This is a genomic window from Kribbella sp. NPDC051587 (assembly GCF_044453945.1).
Lineage (GTDB): Bacteria > Actinomycetota > Actinomycetes > Propionibacteriales > Kribbellaceae > Kribbella.
Genome location: NZ_JBITDE010000002.1, coordinates 846,500 through 870,529, shown reverse-complemented (window position 1 = coordinate 870,529; position 24,030 = coordinate 846,500). Strand labels below are relative to the sequence as shown.

At 67.6% G+C, this 24,030-nt stretch carries 21 protein-coding genes; 8 read left to right on the top strand and 13 right to left on the bottom strand.

Translation table 11 applies throughout. The annotated features are described in order from the left end of the window. Position 1: 1 nt before the first annotated feature. The 4 genes from tsaE to ACIA49_RS10545 are packed head-to-tail and all read right to left on the bottom strand — an operon-like array spanning position 2 to position 3,884. Positions 2 to 928: a tRNA (adenosine(37)-N6)-threonylcarbamoyltransferase complex ATPase subunit type 1 TsaE gene (tsaE, locus tag ACIA49_RS10560; protein WP_396376852.1), complete on the bottom strand. Its 927-nt coding sequence runs from the start codon at positions 926 to 928 to the stop codon at positions 2 to 4. A gap of 7 nt (positions 929 to 935) precedes the next feature. Continuing rightward, on the bottom strand, positions 936 to 2,045 hold the full coding sequence (locus ACIA49_RS10555) for an alpha/beta fold hydrolase (RefSeq protein WP_396376851.1): 1,110 nt from the start codon (positions 2,043 to 2,045) through the stop codon (positions 936 to 938). Positions 2,046 to 2,048: 3 nt separating this feature from the next. Next, positions 2,049 to 3,227, bottom strand: coding sequence for an alanine racemase (gene alr / locus ACIA49_RS10550; protein ID WP_396376850.1), 1,179 nt, complete (start codon positions 3,225 to 3,227; stop codon positions 2,049 to 2,051). 15 nt (positions 3,228 to 3,242) lie between these two features. Then, positions 3,243 to 3,884, bottom strand: a complete 642-nt coding sequence (locus ACIA49_RS10545) for an HAD family hydrolase (RefSeq protein ID WP_396376849.1) — start codon at positions 3,882 to 3,884, stop codon at positions 3,243 to 3,245. Positions 3,885 to 3,982: 98 nt separating this feature from the next. Between ACIA49_RS10545 and ACIA49_RS10540 the strand changes: the two genes are divergently transcribed. Then, the gene (locus ACIA49_RS10540) at positions 3,983 to 5,182 is read left to right on the top strand and encodes a peptidoglycan-binding protein (RefSeq protein ID WP_396376848.1); all 1,200 of its coding nucleotides are present in this window, start codon (positions 3,983 to 3,985) and stop codon (positions 5,180 to 5,182) included. A 32-nt stretch (positions 5,183 to 5,214) separates the two neighbouring features. Here ACIA49_RS10540 and ACIA49_RS10535 read toward each other — a convergent pair whose 3' ends face one another. Continuing rightward, positions 5,215 to 6,423, bottom strand: a complete 1,209-nt coding sequence (locus ACIA49_RS10535; protein WP_396376847.1) for a hypothetical protein — start codon at positions 6,421 to 6,423, stop codon at positions 5,215 to 5,217. 252 nt (positions 6,424 to 6,675) lie between these two features. Here ACIA49_RS10535 and ACIA49_RS10530 point away from each other — a divergent pair, with 252 nt between their 5' ends. Continuing rightward, complete coding sequence (locus tag ACIA49_RS10530) at positions 6,676 to 7,452, top strand: META domain-containing protein (protein ID WP_396376846.1); 777 nt, start codon at positions 6,676 to 6,678, stop codon at positions 7,450 to 7,452. Here the strand turns inward: ACIA49_RS10530 and ACIA49_RS10525 are convergent. The 4 genes from ACIA49_RS10525 to ACIA49_RS10510 form a co-directional block, all read right to left on the bottom strand. After that, positions 7,436 to 10,297, bottom strand: coding sequence for a sugar-binding protein (locus ACIA49_RS10525; protein WP_396376845.1), 2,862 nt, complete (start codon positions 10,295 to 10,297; stop codon positions 7,436 to 7,438). The two genes, ACIA49_RS10530 and ACIA49_RS10525, sit on opposite strands and share 17 nt — an antisense overlap. Before the next feature lie 50 nt (positions 10,298 to 10,347). Further along, positions 10,348 to 11,745: an NAD(P)H-hydrate dehydratase gene (locus ACIA49_RS10520; RefSeq protein ID WP_396376844.1), complete on the bottom strand. Its 1,398-nt coding sequence runs from the start codon at positions 11,743 to 11,745 to the stop codon at positions 10,348 to 10,350. Positions 11,746 to 11,747: 2 nt separating this feature from the next. After that, a complete protein-coding gene (locus ACIA49_RS10515; protein ID WP_396376843.1) occupies positions 11,748 to 12,098 on the bottom strand; it encodes a holo-ACP synthase in 351 nt (116 codons plus the stop codon). 98 nt (positions 12,099 to 12,196) lie between these two features. Beyond that, on the bottom strand, positions 12,197 to 13,207 hold the full coding sequence (locus ACIA49_RS10510; RefSeq protein WP_396376842.1) for a LacI family DNA-binding transcriptional regulator: 1,011 nt from the start codon (positions 13,205 to 13,207) through the stop codon (positions 12,197 to 12,199). A 116-nt stretch (positions 13,208 to 13,323) separates the two neighbouring features. On the opposite strand from ACIA49_RS10510, the gene coaA reads away from it, so the two are divergent. Then, positions 13,324 to 14,277: a type I pantothenate kinase gene (gene coaA, locus ACIA49_RS10505; protein WP_396376841.1), complete on the top strand. Its 954-nt coding sequence runs from the start codon at positions 13,324 to 13,326 to the stop codon at positions 14,275 to 14,277. Here coaA and ACIA49_RS10500 read toward each other — a convergent pair. From ACIA49_RS10500 to ACIA49_RS10485, 4 genes are read right to left on the bottom strand one after another with little or no spacing between them, the layout of a single operon-like run. After that, entirely contained in the window at positions 14,274 to 14,477 is a 204-nt protein-coding gene (locus ACIA49_RS10500) for a DUF3072 domain-containing protein (protein WP_396376840.1), read from the bottom strand. The genes coaA and ACIA49_RS10500 overlap by 4 nt on opposite strands. A 28-nt stretch (positions 14,478 to 14,505) precedes the next feature. Continuing rightward, positions 14,506 to 15,144, bottom strand: coding sequence for an SGNH/GDSL hydrolase family protein (locus ACIA49_RS10495; protein WP_396376839.1), 639 nt, complete (start codon positions 15,142 to 15,144; stop codon positions 14,506 to 14,508). Positions 15,145 to 15,173: 29 nt separating this feature from the next. Continuing rightward, positions 15,174 to 16,391 carry an MFS transporter gene (locus ACIA49_RS10490; protein WP_396376838.1) on the bottom strand — a complete coding sequence of 406 codons (1,218 nt, stop codon included), beginning with the start codon at positions 16,389 to 16,391 and terminating at the stop codon, positions 15,174 to 15,176. Further along, on the bottom strand, positions 16,388 to 17,929 hold the full coding sequence (locus ACIA49_RS10485; RefSeq protein ID WP_396376837.1) for a class I adenylate-forming enzyme family protein: 1,542 nt from the start codon (positions 17,927 to 17,929) through the stop codon (positions 16,388 to 16,390). The genes ACIA49_RS10490 and ACIA49_RS10485 overlap by 4 nt, the downstream gene beginning before the upstream one ends. Positions 17,930 to 18,222: 293 nt before the next feature. On the opposite strand from ACIA49_RS10485, the gene ACIA49_RS10480 reads away from it, so the two are divergent. From ACIA49_RS10480 to ACIA49_RS10460, 5 genes are read left to right on the top strand one after another with little or no spacing between them, the layout of a single operon-like run. Beyond that, positions 18,223 to 19,509, top strand: coding sequence for an SGNH/GDSL hydrolase family protein (locus ACIA49_RS10480; protein ID WP_396376836.1), 1,287 nt, complete (start codon positions 18,223 to 18,225; stop codon positions 19,507 to 19,509). Between the two features lie 3 nt (positions 19,510 to 19,512). Beyond that, the gene (locus tag ACIA49_RS10475) at positions 19,513 to 20,760 is read left to right on the top strand and encodes a cytochrome P450 (protein WP_396376835.1); all 1,248 of its coding nucleotides are present in this window, start codon (positions 19,513 to 19,515) and stop codon (positions 20,758 to 20,760) included. A 4-nt stretch (positions 20,761 to 20,764) separates the two neighbouring features. Beyond that, a complete protein-coding gene (locus ACIA49_RS10470) occupies positions 20,765 to 21,691 on the top strand; it encodes an alpha/beta hydrolase (protein WP_396376834.1) in 927 nt (308 codons plus the stop codon). Further along, positions 21,684 to 22,736 carry an alpha-hydroxy acid oxidase gene (locus tag ACIA49_RS10465; RefSeq protein WP_396376833.1) on the top strand — a complete coding sequence of 351 codons (1,053 nt, stop codon included), beginning with the start codon at positions 21,684 to 21,686 and terminating at the stop codon, positions 22,734 to 22,736. Before ACIA49_RS10470 ends, ACIA49_RS10465 begins: the two co-directional genes overlap by 8 nt. Next, complete coding sequence (locus ACIA49_RS10460; RefSeq protein ID WP_396376832.1) at positions 22,736 to 24,016, top strand: aminotransferase class I/II-fold pyridoxal phosphate-dependent enzyme; 1,281 nt, start codon at positions 22,736 to 22,738, stop codon at positions 24,014 to 24,016. The genes ACIA49_RS10465 and ACIA49_RS10460 overlap by 1 nt, the downstream gene beginning before the upstream one ends. Positions 24,017 to 24,030: the final 14 nt, after the last annotated feature.

The following is a 24,030-nucleotide window of genomic DNA, read 5'->3' as shown; positions in this document are numbered from 1 at the left end:
GTCAGTTCTTCTCCAGTGCAGAGATCCGTACGCCGGACGCCGCCCAGCGCGGTCCCACCGGGGTGATGCGCAGTTCGCGGGTCTCGTCGGTGTCGTTGTCGCCGCGGGTCACCACGATGTCGAGGCGGTCGGGCGCCAGCGCCTCGGCCAGGCCGTGTCCCCATTCGACCACGGTGACCGCTTCCTCGAGTGAGGCGTCCAGGTCGAGGTCGTCCAGCTCAGCAAACCCGCCGAGCCGGTACGCGTCCACATGCACCAACGCCGGCCCACCACTCAACGACGGATGCACCCGCGAGATCACGAACGTCGGCGACGTGATGTCGCCCCGCACCTTCAGCCCAGCACCCAGTCCCTGCGTGAACGTCGTCTTCCCCGCACCGAGGTCACCAGACAGCACCAGTACGTCGCCCGCCCGCAGCTGCCCAGCGAGCTCCTCAGCGATCGCCCGCATGTCCTCGGCCGTCGGCACGGTCCGCTCGACCGGCATCGCCTTCGCGTAGATCAGGTTGTGGTCCTGCTGTTCCACCACCGAGTACCCCCGCCGGCGCCAGAACTCGACCGTGTCCGGCAACTCGACCCGAGCGATCAACCGCACCCGCGCCAGACCCCGCCGTACGGCGACCTCCTCCGCGCACCCGACCATCGCTGACGCGACCCCACGACCCTGATGCCGCGGGTCGACCGATACCCGCCGCAGCACGAGCACGTCACCCGACACCTCGAACAGCACCGCACCCGCGGGCACTCCGTCGATGCGGACCAGCAGACCGCCGTACTGCGCGATCGCCTCGGCCACCGTGGTCGCGTTCTCGCTCAACGCCGTCGACGGCGGATCGAGGACGCGACGCGAGGAGAAGGCGTGGTGGATCACCGTGACGATCTCGTCCACGTGCTCGGACGTCGCGTCGACGACATGTAGATCGGTCATGCTCACATCATTCCAGGGATTGTTCGGCTCGCTCGATCATCCCAAGGAGCGCCGCCGTGAACTCACGGTGGTGCTCGATGAGCCCGAGATGGCCGCAGTTGCGGACCTCGACCAGCTCCGCGCCGGGCACCCGGCGGACGATCTCCTCGGCGTGCTCGAACGGCGTCAGCGCGTCCTTGTCGCCGCCGATCACGACACACTCGACCTTCTGCAGCGGCTCGAGCGAGTCGTACTTGTCGTGCAGCGCGAAGATCGGATAGAAGTCCGCGATCACCGAGATCGGCGTCGCCGCGATCATCTCGTTGACGAACTCCGTGAACGCCGGCGGTACCTCGGAACCGAACGAGTACTTCCGGGTCAGCAGGTAACTGATGTCCGTCCCCGCCTTGCGGCTGCGCTCCACCACATCCGGGACCCGAGCCAGCGCGGACACGGTCGGCAGGGCAAGCTGCCGCAACCACCGCCCCGGCAACCCCGGCAGGATGATCGGTACTTCGTCCAACTGCCCAGCACTCGTCGAGCACAATCCGACGCCGATGATCCGGTCCCCGAAGAGCTCCGGGTGCTGGTCGGCGAGCGCCATGATCGACATGCCGCCCATCGAGTGCCCGATCAGAATCACCGGTCCGCTCGGCGCGAAGCGCTCGAAGATGCCGTACAGATCCCGGCCGAGCTGGTCGATGCTGATGTTCTCCTTCGGCGACCGCCCGGACCGCCCGTGCGACCGCTGGTCGTAGAACACCATCGTCCCGATCCCGGCGAGGTCGCGGCGCTCGAAATGCCAGGAGTCCATATTCAGCCCGTAGCCGTGCAGGAAGATCACGGTCAGGTCCTCAGGCGGCAACGGCAACTTGCGCCCGAAGCGCTTCTTCGGCGGAGCAGGTCGCCGGGACCGCTTCAGCTCATCGACCTCGACGTACAGCTCGACACCGTCGTCAGCCGTGAAGACATGCGGCGTCCCCCGCAGAGAACCGAAAGGCTCCGCTTCCAACTGCGCACGCTGACCTGACCGGCGTCCGATGACCGTGCGCTCGACCGCGACTCCGGCGGCCGCACCGGCGGCCAGCACCCCGACCGCGGCTCCGATGAGGCCAGCGGTCCGTCCTGCTTTCGACATCGCCTACTCCTCGACCGGGGCAGTGTCGATGTACCGGCGCGGGATCCGCGGTCCGAGCCGGGTGACGATCTCGTAGTTGATCGTCCCGGCGGCATCCGCCCAGTCGTCGACGGACGGCTCGCCCGCCGTACCGGGGCCGAACAGCACGACCTCGTCCCCCGCGGCGACGTCGTCGTCCTCGAGGTTCACCACGCACTGGTCCATGCAGATGCGGCCGACGACGGTACGACGTCCACCGGCTGACTGCACCGGTGCACCGTTCGAGGCGTGCCGCGGCAGCCCATCGCCGTACCCGAGCGGGATCAGCCCGAGCGTCGACGGCCGCGGCGCCGTCCAGGTCAACCCGTACGAAACGCCGACACCGGCCGGCACCCGCTTCACCATCGCGAGCCGCGCCTTCAGCGTCATCGCCGGTCGCAGCCCCAGCTCGCTCGCCGGCCGTGCGTGCCCGAACGGCGAGAGCCCGTACGTCGCCACTCCCGGCCGCACCAGATTGAAGTGGGTCTCGGGCAATGCCAACGTCGCGCCTGAGTTCGCGAGGTGCTTGAACTCGGCCTCGACGCCGAACGACTCCGCCACCGCGATCGCCTCGAGGAACGTCGCGAGCTGCAACTCGTTCACGTCGCTCTTCGGCTCGTCCGACGACGCCAGATGCGACCAGATGCCCTTGATCTCGATCCGGCCGGCAGCCTGCTCCCGCAGCGCGGCCCGGATCAACGCCGGCCACTCCTCCGGTACGGCGCCGCCCCGGCTCATGCCCGTATCGATCTTCAGGTGCACCCGGGCCGGGCGGTCATCCACCGCGGCAGCCAGTTCGTCGATCTCCCAGGGCGCACCCGCGGAGAGGTCGATCCCGGACGAGATCGCCTCGGCCAGCGGCTCACCGGGAGTAGTCAGCCAGCAGAAGATCGGACCGGTATCACCGGCATCGCGAAGCGCTAGCGCCTCCTCCAGCACGGCCGCGCCGATCCAGTCCGCGCCCGCTGCACGAGCGGCCTGGGCGACCGGCACGATGCCGTGTCCGTAGCCGTCTGCCTTGACCACGGTCATCAACTGCGCACCCTCGGCACGGTCACGCAGCGTCGCCACGTTGTGCCGGATCGCAGCCAGGTCAACGATCGCCTCGGCGCGGGTGGGGCGCTCGCGAGGCGGGTGACCTGAGGGTGACTGGAGAGTAGCCATAGCCCTTCCAGTGTGTCAGGCCGCGAAGATCAATCCGGTGAGGGATGTCATCTTGTGAAAAATTTGACGCGCACCGGCAAGCTTCGCGGGGTCGGTCATTCCCGCGTAGCCGAAGACCGTCATACCGGCCGCGTTGGCGGCGGCGACGCCGAGTGGGCTGTCCTCGACCACGACACAATCAGCCGGTCGCACGCCCAGGGTGGCGGCCGCGTGCAGGAAGAGATCGGGCGCGGGTTTGCCGTGCGCGACGTCCTCGGCACTGAAGATTCTGCCCGCGAACCGGTCCAGAAAACCGACCGCGGTCAACGCCGTCCGGATCCGCTGGTGCGTCCCCGACGACGCCAGGCAGTACGGCGTACCGGCCGCCTCCAGGTCGTCGAGCACGCCCTCGACCCCCTCGACGGCCTGCAGGTTCGCGAACCCGTCGAACAACCGCTGGTGATACCGGTCCTCGAGATCAGCCGGCAAGGGCCGGCCCAACTGGGCCTCGGCCTTCTGCCGCATGGACGTCATACTCCCGCCCATGAAGTCCCGTACCGCTTCGTCGAACGTGTACGGCAACCCCGCCTCGGTCAGCAGCTCCGCCAGGATCGTGTTGGCCAGCCGCTCCGAGTCCACCAGTACGCCGTCGTTGTCGAAAATCACCAGACCGGTCACGCCAGCACCCTACGCAGCAGTCGGGTGCCTGATCGCTTGCCCCTGGAGCTCTGCCGCGCGCTCCGCACGTCCGGCAGTCTGAAACCGGAGGTGTGGCCATGGATCGTGAGCGCGAGGACAAGTCCGCCGAGGCCCGACCGGCTCCGGTCCGGCGGCCGCCGGCGGAGCAGTCCGCTCCGGCGGGTATGGGGGACTTCCAGATGCTCCAGAACAAAGCCGGAAACGCCGCACTGGTCGAGGCGATCGGCGAACAGGCGGGTACGCCGGGAAACCGGCCCAACCTCGACCTCGGCGACCGCGGCCCCGGCGTACGGGTTCTGCAGCAGAAGCTGCGCTCCATCAAGGACATCGACTGCCCGGTCGACGGCGTGTTCGGCCAGAGCACGCACGACGCCGTGGTGCAGTTCCAGACCCGTCATCCCGAACTGCATCCCGCCACAGGCGGTGTCGGTGCCGGCACGTGGGCCGCTCTGGACCGGGAGACCGGACAGCTCGCCGAACAGGACCTGCATCCACCGTCCACCGTCAATCCGGTCGGAGTCACTACCTCGGGCGACCCGCTCGTACAGCTGGAGACCTACGTCCTGGCGGACCTCCTGGGCGGGAAGCTGCCGTGGTACGTGTGGAACCCCCTGCGGAAGGTCGTGCGGCTCCTGTACACGGCTGGAACCTCGACGTTCCTGGTCGAGAAGTTGATCTACGACGCCGTCCATTTCGTCGAGTCCGGACGCTGGGAGGCGGAGAAGGCCAAAGGCCACAGCCCGCTGGCCGAGCTGCTGTTCTCCAGTCATCTCACCGACACGCTCCTGTTCACCGATGTGGTGGCCGAGATGCTCAGTGAGGAGATCGCGCTCTTCGCGCTGTACAAGCTGAGCGGGCTTCGGCATGCGGAACCGACCTTCAAGCATTATCTGCACGGCGGTGGCGCCGACTACTTCTACCGAATGCAGGAGTTCGTCGATCAGGACGCCGGCTTCCGCGCGATGGTCGCGGCGGCGACACCCCTGGACGGCAGCACTCAGGTGACCAGCTACGAGACCAGTGACGCGGACTCCAAGGACTGGAACTACACGTTCGGCGGCATCGACTACGTCTCTCTGAAGCTGATCGACGGCTCCGATCGCACGCGAGCGAAGGTGAGGATCGTCCTGGCCGACCCTTACCAGTGGCACCCCGACGAACTCCGCGCGTCGATCTACCTGCACAAGGCGATGGAGATCCTGAAGCAGACCGGCGCGCGGGAATTCATGCAGCGTGACGACGGGTCACCGGTGGTCGTCGATCTCAGCCGCCGGTGACCCGCCGTACCCGTCAGCTCTCAGCGATGGAGCTAGCTTTCTTGGATTTCGAAGGCGTTGAAGCTGAAGCGCTGCTTGGTGTTGTTGGTCGAGACCACCTCGACGCCGTAGTCGACCTGCCAGGTGGTGGAGTTGGCCGGGATCCACTTGCGGGCCTCGAGATCCTTGAAGAAGGCCTGCAGCGGCATCGTGCCGGAGGTCTGCGTGCTGACCGACTTGTAGGTGAAGATGCCGCCGGGCTTGTTCGCGCCGTCGGTCTTCCAGACCTCGTAGGACTGGCCGCCGATGGTCGTCGTCCCGAGCTTGTCGCCGGCCGGGGTCTGGGCCGAGTTCTGGGTCCAGATCATCAGTTCGTTCTCGAAGCCCTCGTTGATCCAGATGTCGAAGGCGACGTTGTAGATGCAGCCGCTGCAGGTCGGCGCGGTCGCGGCGAACTTGGCGGACTGGATCTTGGCCAGCGGGAAGTCGTTGTAGTCCTTGTGGACGTTCGGGTACGCCTGTACGCCGTTGTCACCCGGCCTGGACTGGGTGACGTCCTCGTACCAGCTGTTGTAGTTGCAGACGGCCATCGTGTACGTGCCGTTGTGGTTGTTCCACATGTTGTTGTGGACGTAGTACTGGCCGTAGGTGCGGCCCTCACCGGCGTTGCCGGTCGCCGTGGTGGTCCACGTCGGCTTGGTGCAGCTCTGGCCCGTGCTCGGCGGCGGCGTACTGGTCGGGGTCGCGGTGGGCTTGGGCGTGGCTGTCGGCTTCGGCGTCGGCTTGGGTGTCGGCTTCGGCGTGGCCGTCGGCTTCACAGTGGGCGTGGGCGTGGTGGACGGCTTGGGCGTGGGCGGCTGCGCGGGCGCGGCGACGAAGTCGTAGTGCACGGTGTAGCGGAGCCTGGTGCCTTCGCGGAGGCCCTTGCCGTTCCGACGCAGGGCCTGCAGCCGGTAGCTCTTGTCGGTGGTCCGGGTCGGGTCGATCGACAGCAGCGCCGGCCCGGAGGAGGTCGCGGTGATCGCGACCGGCTTCTTGCCGAAGCCGTGCAGGACGGTGCAGCCGGAGCTCTTGTCGAGGACACAGCTCTCGACGCGGCCGACGCTCGGGAGGTTGATGACCGTGCTGTCCGCAACGCTCGCGGCGACCGGGTTCTCCTTGGATGCGGCCTGGACGACGATCGGGACGGCGATCAGTGCGCCAAGCGCGAGGAGGACCGCCGGGACGACCATGCGGCGTCGGGCAGTTCGGGTGGGGGGCATGCGTAACGATCCTTCGTCTGTTCGACGGGCCCGCCGCTGTGTTGCCCCAGCGCTACAGCGGCCGGCCCTCACCTGTTCGGTTGGATCCCCAGTGGGACCGGGCGAGGCCGGCCATGGTCTGTCAGCGCGCTGACGTTATCCAACCGTGATCTGTTCCGCTACCCCCAGGACCGGGGTTCTGCCGACTTTACGCGCCCTTCACTTTTCGACGCGCTGCAACGCCCTGCTCACCTTCCGCGTCCTTGAGATGTGATGAAGCGGATGATTGCCCTCGCCGGAGCCGGACTTCTCCTGCTCGGACTCGCCGCGTGCGGGGACGAGTCGACCGCCGGTGGGACGCTGACCGGCAAGACCTACCTGTCGACCTCGATCACCGAAGACGGCAAGCCCAAACAGCTCGCCGCGCAGACCCGCGTACAGCTGCAGTTCACCGACGACGGCAGGCTGATCGCCAGCGCCGGCTGCAACACCATGCAGGCCTCGGTATCGACGGGCGACGGCAAGCTGACGCTCAAGGACCCACTGGCCATGACTGCCATGGGCTGCCCGGGCAGCCGCGGTGAGCAAGACAGTTGGCTGAGCAACCTGCTGCAGAGCAAGCCGAGCTGGAAGCTCGCCAACGACACGCTCACCGTTGTGGCCGGCAGTACGACGATCGCGCTCACCGACCAGTCGACGCTCACACCGGATCTGAAGCTCGACGGCACCAAGTGGACGCTCGACAGCGTCATCTCCCAGGACACGGTGGGCAAGATCGTGGGCTCGGAAAAGGCCTGGATCACCTTCAACGGCGAACGCGTCACCGGCTTCACCGGCTGCAACGAGCTGAACGGAGTGGTGGCCCGCGCCGCGACAACCGTGACCTTCGGCGAGTTGGCCACCACTCGCCGGGCGTGCGCCGGGGACGAAGGGACCGTCGAGAAGGCCCTCACCAAGGGCCTCCACGGCGAGATGAGCTACGAGATCACCGGAGACCGCCTGCGGTTTCAGGCCGGTGACGCAGGACTGTCCTTCATCGCCGCCCGCTGAGCCGCACGTCGAACGCTTGAACCTGGTCGGTTGCTGTCTCGTAGGAGACCAGCAGCCGACCGTCCTTGGCCAACTGCTGACGCTGAGCCTTGGTGAGCGGGATCGACCACACCTGTACGCCGCGGGTGATCTGCTGCGTGGCCTGCTTGACCAAGTGACCGCTCATGTCGGGCGCCCACGGCGGGATGCCGCCATCCGTCACCGCACAAGGCGTGAATGCGTCTCCTGCGCAGCTTGTGGTCCACACCGGGATCGCACCGAGCTCACCAGTCGTCAGGAACGCGCGGGCGGTTCCTTTCGTCTTGGCGGTGGTCAGAATGTCCACAGCGTTGCCACGCAGCCCGGCGTACCGGATCTGTAGGTCCGTGGTCGGGACGCGCCCAGAGATCGGTACGCCGTTCCGTGCGGACTGGGCGATGGTCTGTGGGGACAGGGCGCCGTTGAGGTTCGGGCTGGAGACATCTGGTGGTCCAGGGACGGTGGGGCGGTCGGCCGGCGGGGTGTAACCGGGGAGGGTGGCCAGGCCCCAGCGGTACGGATCCGACTGCACCGAACCGAGTGCGGACCATCCGAGCCGAGTGCTCTGGTCGATGTGCCGCAGCGTCGTCGTACCGGCGGCTGAGGTGTCGTCGTTGTCGTACGGCGTGATGTTCAGACCGAGCCGAGCCGGGTCGACCGCAGCCGGCAGTAGCGACAGCGGGATCTTCACCTCGAGGTCGTAGCCACCGCCTGTGTAAGCATGCGGCACGGTGGTCTCGTTGCTGCCCACCCACTGCGCCGTCGACGCCACCTCGACCCCTGGTGCGGGGCCCTGGTGGTTGTCGGCGTCGCGGGACCAGCAGGGCTTGCCGGTCTGGCTGAACGGGAAGATGCCGAGCTTGAACGTGTTGGCGGTGTCCATCAACGACTGCGACGCCGTACCGCGGGGGTCGAGCAGGATCTCGACTGAGTCCGCTTGCCAGTGACCGACGCATTCCGCCGGTGTGACGGCGTACGACTGGTAGTCGTCGTTCACGTGGATGAAGAAGTACAGCGCGTCGTCCGACCAGCTGACCTTGGCCGTGCTGCCGCAGTCGGCCGGTCCGGTACAGCCGTCAGCCCCTTGCCAGATGCGGTTCACATCGAGCGTCGGTCCGGGGTACTCACCCGGTTCGGCCTTCCCGTCCACGATTGGGGCTGCCTGTGGGATCACTGTGGTCGGCACGAGCGACAGCGTCAGTGTTTCGCTACTTGACGCCGTTCTGATCGGTATCGACACGTTCTGCTGCGCAGGCAGGGTGGTGTCGGTGTTGGTGAGCCGGAAGGTCACGGTGGTGTCCGCACCGGGCTGGAGCTCATACGGCTTGGAGGCGGCGTCCAGGGTGAAGTTCGACGGCACCTCCAGGGACACCGCACCGCTCTGCGGCTGAGCCGACCAGTTGTGCACCACGACCGGTACGTCGATGCTCCGGCCGATGCCCATCGACTGGATCGCCTGAGACCGGCCGAGCCGATTCGCCTGTGGTGCAACGGTTTCCAGCCACTCGTCGTACTCCTTCCAGTTCCCCCACCGCTGGAAGCGACCCTCGGCCGCAGCAACGATCCGTACGACGTTGTCCGTGTACCCGGATGCGTGCGCCGTCGTGTACCGCGCCGCGATCCGAGCGTTCTGATCGACGGTCGCCGTGGCTGACGGGGTGACCGTGAAGGTCAGGTCGGCGCGTGAACCGGCCCGGACCTGCTTCGGCCCGTCGGTCACCCACCCGGCCGGCACCGTGAGCTGAACGTTGCCGCGGGCAAGCTTTCCGCGAAGGTGCACGGTCGCCTGGAACGGCTCACCGGCCACGTTGTAGAACCGCGAGAACGTCAAGTACTGCAGCGTCCCCAACGGCAGCCCACCCGGATCCGGCCTGGTCGCGCCGAACAGGATCGCGTCGTCCAACCCAGCCGCCGGACTGCTGTTCGGCTGGAACGGTACGAACGACTGCGTCATCGCGAACCGCGGGCACGCGGCTGCGGACGTCCCTTTGAACATCACCCGGCTCTGGGTCGGATACGCCGCCCGCCCCTCGTCCGCCACCTGCTGCCAGATCTTCGCCGTACCGGCTGGTTGTCCTTGCAGGTTGCCGGCCGGCCACGTGTAGGGCGACGCGTAGCCCGTCCACACCCCAGCCACGGTGTCGAGTCCACTCGGGGTGAAGCCGGTGGTGCAGTTCGCGGCGGACGTCGTACCGCCTGTCCCTGCTGTGCTTCCGCCGGAGAACACCTTCTTCACCTGCCACGTGCTGAGCGCATGCGATCCGCGCAACTGCTCCGGGAACCGCGTCGGATCGGCCGCCGCCAGCACGCCCTCCCAGATCAGCCGCCCAGCCTGCTGGTGATTGCCATGCCCCGCCGCCAACGTCGGAGTGAACCCGATGTAGATCTCCGGCTGCGTCTCTCGAATCACCCGCGTGACCCGCCGCAGCGTCTCCTCCTCATCCCAGAAGTACTGCGTCAACGGCGCACTCTGGTTGTAGAAGAAGTCGATCCGGTCCAGGTTGAAGATGTCCACAGTCCCGGACCGGTAGTGCGCCACCCGGTCCTCGTTCTCCCGTCGCAGCCCGAGGTCAGGCCCCAACTCGGTTCCGACGGCGTTCCCGCCGCCCTCACCCCGGGTCACCATGATCACGCCGCATTTGACGCCGTACCGCTGATGCCAAACCCCACAAGGACCGATGATGCTCGTGTCGTCATCCGGATGGGCCCACTCCCCCATCACATGGATCTTCGTCGCCGCATCAGCCACATAGGGCCTGGGCGCGGCCGATGCCGGCAGCGGAGCGGCGATCAGCAGGGCGGCAACCAGCAGCACGAAACGTTTCATTCGAGCACCTCCGGGGCGGTAGGTGCACTCCTACCCACTTCCCCCGAAGGTCAAAGCAGAATCTGGCGGGTGACCTCGGGGAGGGCTGCCGCGACCTTCATTGCGGTGACCGGTCCATCCGTGGCGGCGAGCTGACCGGCGGCTGCGTGCAGGTACGCCGCCAGAGCGGCCGCCTCGAACTCCGGTACGCCGCTCGCGAGCAGCGACCCGAGTAGTCCCGCCAGCACGTCTCCCGAGCCCGCCGTGGCCAGCCATGGCGTGGCGATCGGGTTCACGAACGCCGAACCGTCCGGCGCAGCCACGACGGTGGTCGCACCCTTCAGCAGCAAGACGACTTGCCGATCCTCCGCGACCTCTCGGGCGTAGTGCAGACGCCGCGCCTCGATCTCGTCGCGCGGCACCTTGATCAGCGTGCTCAGCTCACCGGCGTGGGGAGTGATCACGACGTACCCGGCGCGGTCCGTGTCGAGGGCTCCGATGCCGCCGGCGTCCACCACGACCGGAAGGTCCTGTTGCTGCGTCACGCGGTCGAACAGCTCGCGGTCGAGCGTTTCGTCGCTCAGCCCGGACCCGACGGCCCACGCCTGCACGCGGCCTTCGCCGACCACCACCTCGGGGTGGACCGCCAACACAGCAGCCGCGACCGCGTCAGGGCCGACGTACCGGAGCATCCCGAGCGGACCGGCCAGGGCGCCGGTGGTGGCGATCACGGCAGCACCTGGGTACTGCGTGGAGCCGGCGATCAGGCCGAGTACACCGCGTGAGTACTTGTCGGAGTGAGCGTTCGGGACTGGATAGAGCGCCCGTACGTCGGCCGGTTGCAGCGACTGGACCGGAGCTTCGGGGAGGTCGAGACCGATGTCGACCAGGTGGACCGGCCCGCAGGCGGAGGCGGCTGGGTCGACGAGGTGGCAGATCTTGTGGGTGCCAAAGGTGACCGTGAGGGCGGCATGGACGTGGGGTTCTGGGGTTTCACCGCTATCCACGTCGACGCCGGAGGGGGTGTCGACGGCGACGATCGGTACGCCGTGGTCGGCTGCCAGGGTGACGGCGTCGAGGGCATCCGGGCGGAGGCCGGGGCGGCCGCCGATTCCGACGATGCCGTCGACGACCACGTCGGCGGTGGGAATGTCATCGGGTGAACCGACTCGACCACCGGCGGCTCGGAGAGCGGCGAGGCCATCCGCGTGGGCGTGGTCGGAGAGCAGGACCGCGATCACCTGGGCACCACGCCGGGCGAGGCGCGCACCGGCGTACAGGGCGTCGCCGCCGTTGTCGCCGGAGCCGATCAGGAGGACGACGCGAGCGCCGTACGTGCGGCCGATGAAGTTGCTGATGGCAACGGCGAGACCGGTGGCCGCGCGCTGCATCAGGGTGCCTTCGGGCAGCTTCGCCATCAGGTCGGCCTCGGCGGCGCGGACCTGCTCGACGGTGTGTGCGCGGCGCATGCTCAGCCCTCCAGGACAACCACGGCGGAAGCGATTCCGGCGTCATGACTCAGCGACAGATGCATGCTCTGCACCCCGAGCCGGGCCGCCTGCGCGGCCACCGTCCCGGTGATCTCCAGCCACGGCCGGCCGGTCTCGTCGGTCCGCACCTCGGCATCGTGCCAATGCATTCCCGCCGGTGCGCCCAGCGCCTTGGCCAACGCCTCCTTGGCCGCGAACCGGGCCGCCAGCGACGCCGGCGGCTTCACCGCCTCGAGCGGCGTGAACACCCGGTCCCGCAGTCCCGGCGTCCGCTCCAGCGTCTTCATGAACCGCTCCACGTCGACCACATCGATACCCACGCCGACGATCATGCTCGCCAGACTAACTCGGGGCGGACCGCCCACACTCACCAACCTCGGACCAACCGGACCGCCCACGCTCACGTCGGGCGCCATGAACCACCTCGCGGCTACTTGATGAGTGGTGGCGGTCCGCTCGAAGCCCGGACTCGCATCTCCACGGCCAGATCCAGGCGGGTGGCGGCGGGCGTGATCCCGCGGGCGAGGTCCAGGACGAGGCGGGTGGCGAGCTCGGCCATCCGGCGCAACGGTTGATGGACGGTCGTCAGGGTCGGACCGACCCATTGCGCCACCGGCAGGTCGTCGTACCCGACCACCGACAGATCGCGCGGAATCTCCAGCCCGAGCTCCCGGGCCGCCTGGTACACCCCGATCGCCTGCATGTCGCTTCCCGCGAAGATCGCCGTCGGCCGGTCCCTCAGCCGCAGCAACGCCACCGCCTCCCGATAACCACCGGACACCCCGAAGTCCCCGACCCGGATCAACTCCGGATCAACCGCGAGCCCGCTCGACCGCAGCGCATCCGTGTACCCGTCCACCCGCTGCCGCGAGCACAGCACGTCGGCCGGCCCACCGATCACCGCGATCCGCCGATGCCCCAGCCCGGTCAGATGCTGCGTCGCCATCCGTCCGCCGTTCCAGTTCGCCGAACCGATCGCCGGTACGTCGTCGGCCACGTCCCCCACCGGATCGACCACCACGAACGGAATCTGCCGCGCCTCCAACTGCGCCCGCTGATCCGCATCCAGGTCCGAGAACACCAGGATCGCGCCCAGCGGCCGCCGGTTCAGCACCGACTCGATCCACTCCTGCCGCGGCCGCCACCCACCCCCACACTCCGACAGCACGAGCTCGACCCCCTCGGCCCGAGCCACCTGCTCCACCCCATGGATCAGTTCGAGCGCCCACTCACCCCCGAACTGGCTGAACACCAGATCGATCATCGGACTGCTCGTCGTTCCCGCCGACCGCCTGCGGTACCCGTGCTCCTGGATCAACTGCTCCACCCGGGCCCGCGTCCCCTCGGCCACATCCGACCGCCCGTTCAGCACCTTCGACACCGTCGGCACCGAAACCCCGGCCATCCCCGCGATCTCCGCGATCGTCACGCGCTGCGCCATACCCGCACCTTATCGCCCACCAACCCGAAACTTTCGGAGTGAACGTGGCGCGGTTGAGACGAAGCCCACGCCGGTGTGGTGTGGTGCGGGCGGCGGGTGTGGGAAGAATGGGGGCCATGCTGCAGCCGTCGCGGGAGGTGACTCCCTATACCGAGCTGGACCGGGCCGCTTGGGCGAAGCTGGCCGAGAGCACAGTCTCGCCGCTGACGGCCGACGAGATCGAGCGGCTGCGGGGTCTTGGGGACGAGATCGATCTGGACGAGGTCCGCGAGGTCTACCTGCCGCTGTCCCGGATCCTGTCGTTGTACGTCCGGCACGCCCGCGCGCTGCACGAGGACACCGAGAGCTTCCTCGGCAAGCCGGCCGCGACCCGGACGCCGTTCGTGATCGGGATCGGCGGGTCGGTTGCCGTCGGCAAGTCGACGACCGCCCGGTTGCTGCGCGAACTGCTGGCGCGCTGGCCCGAGCACCCCCGCGTCGCGCTCGTCACCACCGACGGGTTCCTCTGGCCGAACGCCGAGCTCGAGAAGCGCGGGTTGATGCTGCGCAAGGGCTTCCCGGAGTCGTACGACCGCAAGTCGCTGCTGCGTTTCGTGGTCGAGGTGAAGTCCGGCATGGACGCGGTCGAGGCGCCGGTCTACTCGCACCTGCACTACGACCGGATGAACGGCGTCCGGACCACCGTCGAGCAGCCCGACATCCTGCTGCTCGAAGGCCTGAACGTCCTGCAGCCCGCGCCCCGGCACGCCGACGGCAAGAGCGGACTCGCGGTCAGCGACTTCTTCGACTTCTCCGTGTACGTCGACGCGGCCGCCGCCGACATCCGTTCCTGGTACGTGCACCGGTTCCTCAAACTCTGGGAGACCGCGTTCCGCAACCCCGAGTCCTACTTCGTCCGGTACGGCGAACTCAGCCGCGAGGAGGCCGTGAACAAGGCCGAATCGCTCTGGGACGGCATCAACGGCCCCAACCTGCGCGAGAACATCCTCCCCACCCGCTCCCGCGCCACCCTCGTCCTCCGCAAAGGCCAGGACCACGCCGTCCGCTGGGTCCGCCTCCGCAAGCTCTAACTGCTGGTGCCGTCGCGGCCGGTCTGCGCCTGGAGCTCGTCGATCAGCCGCGACGCATCAGCCTTGGTGAGTTCGTCGGGTACGTCGACGCCCGCCTCCTGGGCGAGGGTCGACAGGTACGACGCCTGCGGACCGGTCATCGGCTCGTCACCGGTGGTCCACTCCTCGGGGTCCTTGTCGGGCACCGGGTGCACAGTCATGACTTCCTCCGCTCGAACGAGTGATCGATTACGAGCGACCCGGTACCCCGCGGATCAGGAACGCATGCAACCTGCGCAAAGTTTCGGTGGTGGCGACGGCGTCGCTGCGGGCGTTGCCGTGGCGGCCGTCGGAGCTGTAGAGGGTGGGATCGGTGGAGAGAGGGTGGTCGGTGAGGTTGATGTGAATCGTGCCGAACTTCTCCGCGAGGGCGGCCGTGCGGTCCGACAACACCCGCATTCGTTGCCGGAGGCCCGGACGCAGCCATTCCATCACCGCCGGGCTGTAGGAGACGTCGAACATTCCGAGGGTCATCACCGTTGCTCCGGCATCCTGCAGCGTGGTGATCATGTGCGTCAGCTCGCGGTCGACCCGCTCCGGGTCGTACGTCGCCGGGAACGCATCGTTGCCGCCGCCAACCACCAGCGCCAGATCGGGGCCGAAGGCAACCGCCGGTTCCAGCTGGGTGGCGAGGATCTCCCGCGTCCGCAGCCCACTCACCCCGAGGTTGAGATACGCGATCGGCCCGAGTTCGTGCGCGATCCGATCCGCCCACTGCAGATCGCTATAGCCGTCGACCGGTTCACACAACCCCTCGGCCACGCTGTCACCCAGTACGACGAAGCGCCGCCACGGGTGACCGGCGAGCAGTTCCGCACTCTCGCCCACCGCCAGACAGTACGGATCGGTCGCCTCGTTCACACCGCCTCCGCAGGTGTCGGCGCATCGAGGATCCGGCCCGGCCCCCGTCGTACCAGCGGATAGACGCTCACCACCAGGCAGACGATCCCGGAGCCGATCAAGGCCGGGAACAGGCCGAACCCGCTGACCAACTCCCCGGCCAGCAACGCGCCCAGCGGCAGACCCGCGAACGACGAGGCTGCGACCAGCCCGATCACGCGGGCCTGCAAGTCCTTCGGTACGTGCTCGTACAGCACCGCGCCGAAGACCGGGTTGATCGCCGCGATCCCGATCCCGGACAGGAAGGTGATCGCCGCCACCAGCACCAGGTTGTCGCTCAGCCCGAGCACCAGCAACCGCGGGCTGCCCCCGATGAACGCACCCAAGGCAAACGTCAAGTACCGCGGCAACTTCGTCGCCCACACGGTGAACGCGATGCTCCCGAGCAACGCCCCACCGGCGAACGCACCCAGGGTCAGACCGAGTCCAGCCGGTGAGCCCAGCTCATCCGCGACCCAGACCGGGATGAAGACCGCCGTACTCGCACTGGCGAAGATGTTCACCGTGAACGTCGTGATCAGCATCGTCGCCAGCAACGCGTCCCGCCGTACATAAGAGAACCCGACGGCCAGCGAGCGGAAGTACTTGTCCGGCCGCGACGCCGACACCACCTCCGGCGGCCGCACGAACCCCGCGATCAGCGACCCACAGACGAGAAACGTGACCGCGTCGATCCACAACACCGACGAGGCATCCGTCCAGTAGATCAACAGCCCACCTAATGGTGCCCCGAGCAACGTTGCACCCCGGGCGAACGTCTCGTGCAACGACGTGATCCGGATCAATGGAACCTCCGCCGCCTCGGCCATGGGCCGAACCAGCAGGTCCTTCGACCGATCCGCAGCACCCCGCAGACCACCGGCGAGCGCCACCAGCACCAGCAGTACGGCGAACCCGATCGTCGCCGTACCGGCAATCGCCGCCACCGCGACTGCACTCGCCAGGTTCGCCAAGATCGCCGTACGACGGGGGCCGAGCCGATCGATCACCGGTCCGGCCATGATGCTCACCACGATGTACGGCACCAACTCGACCGCGGCCACCAACCCCATCCGCGCCGCACTGCCGGTCGTCACCAGCACCAGCCACGGAATCGCCACCATCGTGATCCGGCTGCCCACCGCCGACAACACGTCCGCGACGAACAGGATCACCAACCCACGTCGTGCGCTCATGCCGGATGCAATTCGGCGTAGAGCTTGCGCAGGGCAACCTTGTCGACCTTGGCAATCTTCGTCAACGGCAACGAGGGCACGAAGTCGATCGCCGCCGGAGCCCACATCTCGTTCAGCTCCGACGCCACCCAGTCACGCAGATCCTCAACAGTCACTGGCGATCGAGTGACCACGAAGGCATGAACGGCCTCCCCCACCACCGGATCCGGTACGCCGATCACGGCCGCCGTCCGCACCGCCGGATGACTACCGAGCGCGTCCTCGATCGGCCGGCAGAAGATCGCCCAGTTCCGCCGCGTCGTCACGATCATGTCGTGCACCCGGTCGACGAGAAACAGATAACCGTCCGAGTCCAGATGACCGAGATCCCGGGTCCGCAGCCAGCCGTCGACCAGCGTCTCCGCGGTCAGCTCCGGCTTCCCGAGGTACCCGGCGAACGTGAGCTTGCTGCGCACCCACACCTCACCGTCCTGCCCCGGTTCGAGCACCTTCCCGTCGTCGTCCCGAATCTCCAGCTCCACATCCCCGTACGCCGTCCCCGCCGCAGCGAGCCGCTCCGGATGTGCCGGATCCTCGGTCAGCCCCGGTTGCGCCGTCACGACCACGGCTTCACTCAGCCCGTAGACGATCCGCAACACCGGCCCAAAGCGCGCAATCCCCTGCCGCAACCGCGCCGGTGTCGCCGGCCCGGCGCCGACGTTCAGCATGAACAAACTGCTGCAGTCGAAGTCCGCGCCGCCCGGGTGATCGAGCACCTCATACAGCATCGGCGGCGTCACATAAGTCGACGTGATCCGCTCAGCCGAAACCGTCTCGTAGAACTCTGAAGGCGACCAGGTGTCGGTCAGGAACAGCACCCCGCCGGTGAACAGGTTGAAGAAGCTCGTGATCTGTCCACTCGCCAACCACAACGGCGATCCCGAGTAGTGCCGTAGCAGCGGAAACCCGTTGTCCACAAAGGCTGCGGCCAACTCGAGGATCTGCGCGTAGAACGCCTGCGTGTGCTGAACGAGCTTCGGATCCCCCGTCGTACCGCTCGTCTGCAACACCGAATCCGGCGCCGGCACCTCGCCGATCACGTAAGGATCGGCCGTCCGCGCGACCAGTTCATTCAGCTCGTACGACGGCATCGGCGCGAGCGCGGTCGCCAACTCGGCCCCCAGCTCACCCGCCGCGTCGTACACGAACGCATCCGCGTCGGCGAGCACCGCGAACCGATCGATCTCCCGGCGCGACGTGATCGGCGCGCACCACAGCACCCGGCAACCGTGCAGGTGCAGCGCGAGCTGCAGTGCCGGGGCGTCGAAGCAGTTCGCCGCCATCACCAGCACCTTGCCGCCGGGCCGGACCCCGGCATCCCGCAGCACGGCGGCGATCCGCAGCACGTCCGCGGCCAGTTCCCCGTACGTCGCCCGCCGGGGCCCGCGCACCAGCGCGGTGCGCGCGGCGAATTGCGCGAACAACGCCAGGACCCGGTGCACGTAATTGTTCGGCCGCGAAATCGACTCCGGGCCGGGCATGACCAATTCAGGCGGCATTTACGTCTTTCCCCTCAACCCTTCGGCCACCCCCAGCCGGTGCCGCGACTCTACTGGACGTCCCAGCAGCTGACCAGCTCCGGAAACCGCCTGCTGCACAAGGTTTCGTCGCTCTCCGGAGCCACCCGGTCACCGGCCCTCCCGAACGAAGGTATACCCCTGCGAACCGGGGGTGCGAACCCCTCGCTAACCACCCGCCGAACCATTCGAAACAAGCATTTGCCGATGCATTGACCGGCTCGAAGAATGCGTATTACGTTCCGTCCGATTCCATTCCGCCGGGAGGTCCGTCCATGCAGGTTCCGAAGCAATGGCGCGCGGTCGCGCTGACTGCCGCACTGACTCTGGCCGGGTCCACCCTGGCCGGCGCAAGCTACGGCGGAGGTGGTCATCACGCGAACGCCTGGGTCGGTACCTGGGCCACCGCCGTCACGCACGGAAACGCCACCGGGTCGACCAACCTCGGCCTGACCGACCAGAGCGTGCGGCTCGTCGTCCGCCCGACCGTCGGCGGCAACAAGATTCGCATCCGGCTGTCGAACATCTATGGCGAGAAGACCGTCACCGTCGGCGCGGCCACCGTTGCCAAGCCCAACAAGGCGACGCCGGAGTTGTCCGACATCGATCCGGCCACCCTGCGCACGCTGACCTTCAACGGCTCCGGTACGGCCTCGATGGTCAAGGGCAGTGAGCTGCTCAGCGACCCGATCAACTTCAAACTCGGCAACCTCGACGACCTCGTGGTCAGCCTGTACTTCCCGGAGAACACCGGGCCGACGACCTTCCACGGCTCGTCGCTCCAGGACAACTTCGTCGGCCCGACGAACCTGGTCACGCAGGCGGGCGGAGCGGCGTACACGCTGACCCGGCGCTGCTGCTACTTCTTCCTGTCCGGTGTCGACGTCCAGACCGACGACTCGGCCGGCTCGATCGTCGTCCTCGGCGACTCGATCACCGACGGGACGAACAGCACCTTCAACGCGAACAACCGCTGGCCGGACCAGCTCGCCGAACGCCTGGCCGCATCCGCCGGCCACAAGCCGTTCCCGAGTGTGCTGAACGCGGGACTCGCGGGCAGCCGGCTCAACCACGACGGCACCGAGCCCTCCGACAACGGCGCGTTCCCCGGCTTCAACGAGGTCGGCGTCAACTCGCTCGCGCGACTGAACGAAGACGTGTTCGCACAGACCGGCGTACGGACTGTCATCACTGAGCTCGGCGTCAACGACATCTGGATGTCCGACGACTCCGCGGCCGAGATCATCGGTGCGCTGCGGCAGGTGAACGCGCAGGTCAAGGAACGCGGACTGCGCAGCCTCGTCAGCACGATCACGCCCTTCGAAGGCATCGGCGGCACTGACAGCTGGACGCCGGCCAAGGAGGCCACCCGCCAGGCGGTGAACAGCTACCTGCGGTCGAGCCGTGAGTTCGACGGCGTACTCGACTTCGACAAGGTGCTGCGCGACCCGGCCGCACCGAGCAAGCTGAACGCGCTCTACGACTCCGGTGACCACATCCACCCGAACGACACCGGCTACCAGGCCATGGCAGCGTCCGTCCCCTTGAAGCTGGTGCAGTAGCCAATGCCCAATCGGAGCGCGAACAACGGTGCTGGTCTCCCTCGGCCCGCCTCGTCAATTGTCGCCGCCCTCGGCTCCGAACAAGGCCGCCGTGACCCGATGCCGCTCTTCGCGGAGCTGCATCGGCTCGGCCCGGTCTGCCCGCTCACCCCCGGCTCCTCGCCGTACGGGTTCGTGATCAATGGGTACGACGCCGCCCAGGAAGCGCTGAAGGACATCCGGTTCCATCGCCTGCTGACGGCGGATCCGGACCCGCAGGACGCCGTACTGCGCAGGCTCGGCGGATCGATGATGTTCCGGAACGAGCCGGATCATCTGCGGATGCGCAAGGTCTTCCAGGCCGTGCTGACCCCGCGGCGCCTGACCGGCTTCGAACCGATGGTCGAGGCGCTCACCGCGGAACTACTGGATGACCTGGCGAAGGCCGGCGACAACGGACAGGTCGTCGAGTTCACCGACTTCGCCTACCGGCTGCCGATCACGGTGATCGCCACGTTCCTCGGCATCCCGCGCTCGGACGTCGACTGGTTCAAGGACCGCACCCAACGCATCGACGAGTACCTCGATCTCGGTGGCAAGGAACCGGCCAAACTGGCTGCCGCGAACCAGGCCGCCGACGAGCTCAACGACTACTACGCCCGGATGATCGCCGACCGTCGACTCCGGCCGCGCGACGACCTGGTCGGTTCGCTGGTGCACGCATTGGATTCCGGTACGTCGGGCATCGACGAGCAGGAGTTGATCGACAACCTGCTCGTGCTGGTCAACGCCAGCTTCGTCACCACGATGAACCTGCTCACCAACGGTCTCGAGCTGCTGCTCGCGGACCCCACGCTGATCGAGGACCTCCGCGATGATCCGGCGCTGGCGGCCAACTCTGTCGAAGAGGTCCTGCGCCACCAGAGTTCCGTCCAGCTGATCAGCCGCAAGGCGTCGACGGAGATCGAGCTGGCCGGCCAGACCATCCCCGAAGGCAGTCTGGTGCTGATCCTGCCGGGCGCCGCGAACCGCGACCCGGCCAAGCATCCGGACGCCGACACGTTCGATCCGCACCGCGACGACCTGCAGCACCTGTCGTTCGGCGCCGGCCCGTTCTTCTGCGTCGGTGCGGCGCTGGCGCGGATGGAAGGCCGGGCGGCGTTCGGGCAGCTCTTCGCGCGATTCCCCGGGATAGAGCTGGCGGGGCCGGCCGAACGCAGTCCTAGTTTGCTGTTGCGTGGACACCGATCCATGCCGATCCGATTGGGGTGAGCTGATGCCGCTGGACCCGCAGGTGGAGGCGATGCGCGCCGAACGCCAGGCGTGTGACGTGCCGCAGCTCTACACCCAGTCGCTGGCTGAAGCCCGCGCGGCCGACCTGGCCTCGATCCAGGCGGCCGGCGGTCAGGCCGAACCCGTTCATCATGTCGAGGACCTCAGCACCGACGCTGGCCTGCCGCTCCGGCTCTACCGGCCGGACCTGGCCGGTCCGCTGCCGACGCTGATCTACTTCTTCGGTGGCGGCTGGACCCTCGGTAGCATCGACACCGCCGACGGCATCACGCGCCGCCTGGCGAACGCCGTACCGTGCCAGGTCATCACTGTCGGGTACCGCCTCGCACCGGAACATCCGTTTCCGGCAGCTGTGCACGACTGTCACGACGCCACCCAATGGATCGCGGCGAACGCCGAGAAGCTGCAGGCCGATCCGGAACGACTGGTCGTCGGTGGCGACAGCGCCGGTGGAAACTTGGCGGCGGCAACGACATTGCTTGCCCGCGACAAGGGTCCGGCGCTCGCGGGACAACTACTGGTCTACCCCAACACCCGGTACGGCGCGGACACCGTGTCGATGGCGACGGGCGACGATCCGTACCTGTTCAACAGGACGTCGGTCAGTTGGTACTGGAACCACTACCTGACCGATCCTCGCGACGGACTCGATCCGCTCGCGTCACCGCTGCTCGCCTCATCCCACGCAGACCTCCCGCAGGCGCTGGTGATCACGGCGGAGTACGACCCCCTGCGTGACGAAGGCGAGTACTACGCGGAGAAGCTGCACGCCGCCGGAGTCCCGACCACTCTCAGCCGGTACGACGGGATGGTGCACGGCTTCTTCGCCATGCCGGGGATTCTGGACGGCGGACGACGAGCCACCGCCGAGGCCGCGGCCTGGCTCAGCCGGACCTTCACCCATGGCTGAGGCCTTCGCCGACTACGAGCACCAATCAGCTCTCCCCGCTGTCGTCCACGATTTCGTTGCCGGCGGCAGCGGTGCCGAGCTCACTCTGCGCCGCAACCGCGCTGCGTTGGACGCGATCACCGTGAGCCCGCGCGTCCTCGGCGGCGTCGAATCGCCCGACACGTCAACCACGATCCTTGGCACCCCGGCCGCTCTCCCGATCGCCGTGGCGCCGATGGCGTACCAGCGGCTGTTTCATCCCGAGGGCGAACTCCTGCTGGCTGCGGCTGCAGCCAAGGCCGGCATTCCCTATGCCATCAGCACGTTGAGCAGCGTCCCCTTGGAAAAGATCGCGGCCGTCGCGCCTTCATGGTTCCAGCTGTATTGGTTGCGCGATCGGACTGCGGTTCGCGCGCTGATCGACCGAGCTACCGAGGCCGGCTGTGGTGCGCTGATGGTCACGGTCGATGTCCCCGTCATGGGTCGCCGGCTGCGCGACGTGCGCAACTCCTTCGCACTGCCGTCCGAGGTCATCGCAGCCAATCTTGTCGACAAATACACAGAGGCACATAGTGTGCTGAATGGCTCTTCCGCCGTCGCCACGCATACGGCGACCGCCTTCAACCCGACCTTCTCCTGGCAGGATCTCGCCTGGATTCGCTCCGTCACCGAGATTCCCCTGCTGGTGAAGGGGGTTCTCGACCCCCGGGATGCGTTGGCCGCGGTCGACGCCGGGGCCGACAGCGTCGTGGTCTCCAACCACGGAGGCCGCCAGTTCGACGGTGCACCGGCTTCGATCGATGCCCTCGGCTCCGTCATCGATGCAGTCGGCAACGACTTCCCGGTACTCCTCGACAGCGGGATCCGCGGTGGCACCGACGTACTGAAAGCGCTCGCGATCGGAGCGGACGCCGTACTGGTCGGGCGTCCGTTGCTGTGGGCACTTGCCGCGGGGGCCGTGGATGAGGCGCTGGCGCTGCTCGGTGGTGAACTGCGAGATGCGATGTTGCTGGCGGGCTGCGCGGACCTGGCCGCGGTCACCGACCTGGTGACGGGAAGGAACTGATGGCTGACCTCGACGTGACCTCACTGCATGCGTCGCTCACCGATCGCGCGCTGAACTCGATGAACTTCCTGAACGAGATCTCGCACCACTACCCGGAGGCGATCTCGCTCGCCGCGGGCCGGCCGACCGAGGAGTTCTTCGACCTCGACGACGTACCGCGGTACCTCGCGCTGTTCGCGTCGTACCTCAGTCATCAGGGCCTCGACGAACAAGCCGTCCGGCGAAGGATCCTGCAGTACGGCCGGACCAAGGGGATCATCCACGAACTCGTCGCCCGCAACCTCGCCGTCGAGGAGGACATCCACGTCGACCCCGAAGCGATCGTCGTGACGGCCGGTTGCCAGGAGGCAATGCTGCTCACGCTGCGCGCGCTCCGGGCCGACGCATCCGATGTGCTGCTGGCGATCTCCCCGGCGTACGTCGGTATCACTGGCGCAGCGCGCATCGTCGACCTGCCGGTGTTGCCGGTACCCGATGTCGACGATCTCCTGGCCGTGGTCAAGGCTGCTCGCGCCGACGGCCTACGCCCGCGCGGCTTCTACGTCATGCCCGACTTCGCCAACCCATCAGGTCTCAGCATGGATCTGCCCACGCGGCGTCGGTTGCTGGAGCTCGCCGCGGCCGAGGACTTGTTGCTGCTCGAGGACAATCCGTACGGCCTGTTCCCCGCCGCCGGCATCGATCGGCTGCCGACCTTGAAGGCTCTCGACACCGAACGGCGCGTGGTCTATCTCGGGTCCTTCGCCAAGACCGGCCTGCCTGGTGCTCGCGTCGGGTATGTCGTCGCCGATCAGACCGTCAGCACCGGCGGACTGTTCGCCGACGAGCTGTCGAAGCTGAAGAGCATGGTCACCGTGAACACGTCGCCGATCGCCCAAGCGGTGATCGGCGGCAAACTCCTGGACTGCGATTTCAGCCTCACCGCCGCCAACCAGCGCGAACGCGAGATCTACGCGACCAACCTGCAGCTCATCACCGACCACCTCGCGGCGCACTTCCCGAACGGCGAGCTGACCTGGACCGTTCCCTCCGGCGGCTTCTTCGTCGTGATCACCGTCCCCTTCACCGTCGACGACGAACTCCTCACCAAGTCCGCTCAGGAGTACGGCGTGCTGTGGACACCGATGGCGCATTTCTACGACACGGGGGCGCCGGTCAACGCACTCCGGCTCTCCTGCAGCGCCGTCACTCCTGCGCAACTGAACACGGGCCTCGACCGCCTGAGCGCCTTCATCAGCGATCAATTGGTTCTCTCTACGCGCTCAGAACTGGACCTGTAGGAAAGACCGGTTCG